We start from the raw sequence: 2357 nt of genomic DNA, 5'->3' as shown, positions 1-2357 counted from the left end.
GCTACATGAAAATCTTCTTCAAGATTTTCAAAGCGGCCAATCACTTGGCGCATTACGAGATGATGATGGGTGAGGACTACAAGGATCTCACGGCTGACGATGTCGAGGCTGAAGAAGGTAGCGACGCTGATGGCGATTCTGACGCCGGGTCTCAAACAGAGGTGGCGGGAGGAGAAACGCTCTTGGCCGCAGCCCACATTCCGATAGCCGAGGAGCCGATCAAGGTCGATTCATTACCTGATGCGGCACCTCTGAAAGCAGACCTACCAAAGCCAGCTCAACGTCAAGCGATTCAGCCAGGGCTTCTTCCCCCTGACACTCCTAACGCCCCGAACACCGTTAGCGAACTTGGCACACCTCGCATACCTGAACCATCCGAAGCGCTTGGCGATGACCAAGACCTAGATTCGATACCGTTCTGACCTCATCAGCCCAGCGCACCGCCTCGTGTGCTGGGTACTCAGGCCGGCGAGGCAAATGGATCACCGTCTGCCCAGTCGTCCATGATCTTAGACGTCTCACGCCAATGTAGCTCAAGGGCGGGGATCTTCTGCGGGGTGACCCCCGGCTGGTCAAGGTACTCCATAGGACTAAAGTCAGCGCTGGCCACTTACAATTTGTCACACCGATCGAAGTCGCACAGTCTGTGTTCGTAGGAATCTGAGCGGAATTTCTACTCGTGGTGAGTAGGTGCTCCGCTCAGGCTCTAAATTATCCAGGAACAAGACGACATTGCGTTTACCTTGCTTTGGCGCCGCTACGCTCCCATACATTATCCCATCGAGTCGACCGGATTCGAGCGGGTAATCGCGGAGGAACTCAGTCACCACTTGAGACGGAACGTATTCGGTGTGCACTCGGTCATCCCGAGCTACGGGTTGCATGATCTCGTTCGTGAATTAGTGAAGGAAAGAAAGGAGAAGACGTCGCCTATATGGCTCCTCGGAGAAGATCCCCGGTACATCAGGAAGTCTTGATAGATCTAATAGTCGTAGTGGCCTGATCACCTCAAAGCATGTCCGTCAGCACTTGGCTGACCTCGAGGGCGGTGAGAGGGGAGGTTGTGTTCAAGTTGTTCTGCCTCCGAGCCATCGCTTGCCCACAACTAAGCTGTGGCRTGATCTGACATCAATGATAAGGTCGCTTCTAAAGCCAATTAGGCCCGGCTAAGCCTTTGGCTTTCGGGCGTCGACGAGGAATGGATATGGCTCTGGCAGTGACGCTATACAACGTTTTTATCGCATCGCCTAGTGATGTAACCTGGGCTCGGGCTCAGATTAGACAGATTGTGCATGCCTGGAATGAAATTCATGCGAAGCATCGAAAAGCTGTTCTTTTGCCAGTTGGATGGGAGTCAAGCTCCGCACCTAACATGGGGAAGCCAGCGCAAGAGTTGATCAATGAAAAGCTTCTCATCGAAGCAGATTTGCTGGTGGGGGTTTTCTGGACGAAGTTAGGTACACCAACGGTTGAATATGACAGTGGGACGGTCGAAGAGATAGAGAGGCATATACAAGCCGGTAAACCTACACTTCTCTACTTTTCTGACGAGCCAGTGGCGCTGAGTTCGGTTAATCGGGACGAGTACGACAGGCTCGTAAAGTTTAAAGACGCCTGCAGGACTCGGGGGCAGTACCACACGTTCGACACTGCGGCCCAATTCTCAGATGATTTCAGCCGACATTTGGCAATGCACCTGAATGACCTGACGGGCCAGGGGCTAGTCGCCTCTGAAAGCATTCCGACAACGCCTTCCATTCCTCAGCTATCTAGCGAAGCAAAGACTCTTCTCAATGAGGCTGCGAAAGATGCACAAGGGACTGTATTGGTCGTGCGCCACATGGGTGGTACGGACATTCAAACAAATGGTAAGAACCTGATTGAGTCGAGTGAGCGCCGAGAGATTGCAATCTGGGAGGATGCATTGAATCAGCTCGTCCGCTCACAGCTTCTAATCGGGCGTGGAGCAAAAGGTGAGGTGTTCGAGGTGACCGCTTTGGGCTATGAGACTGTGGACTCGTTTTGACGTGAGGAGCGTGTGCGGAGAATGGTGAATGGTGAGGTTGTGTTCAAATCCATCTGCGCTCGATTCATTGCATGCCCATAGCTGAGCTACGGTTTGAAGTGGCGTCATCGGGGGAGGTCGATCCTTCGGGCCGATGGGCCCGGCTCATCAATTAGCTAAGCATTTCCTTCACGATGSAAGCCACATTTCTCGCATCGTCGATCCCTCGGTGATAGGTACCCATCCAAACCAAGCCAACGACTCTACCGTTTACTTAAGACTTTCCGGCTGATCGTCGTATAGGCCTTTATGCCATGTCCTGAAGTTGAAGTGTTGCAGACCGGAGCAGGGA

General features: G+C 52.9%; 1 protein-coding gene and 1 pseudogene. Both read left to right on the top strand.

What is annotated here, in order from left to right:
- Positions 1 to 422, top strand: a pseudogene (locus AC1DSG_RS30305) (hypothetical protein); the annotation flags it as partial.
- 782 nt (positions 423 to 1204) lie between these two features.
- Entirely contained in the window at positions 1205 to 2026 is an 822-nt protein-coding gene (locus AC1DSG_RS30300) for a hypothetical protein (protein ID WP_477794159.1), read from the top strand.
- Positions 2027 to 2357: the final 331 nt, after the last annotated feature.

This window comes from Pseudomonas sp. P5_A12, assembly GCF_056400685.1.
Note: the sequence above shows the minus strand (reverse complement) of the source record. Positions and strands in the feature narration are given on the sequence as shown.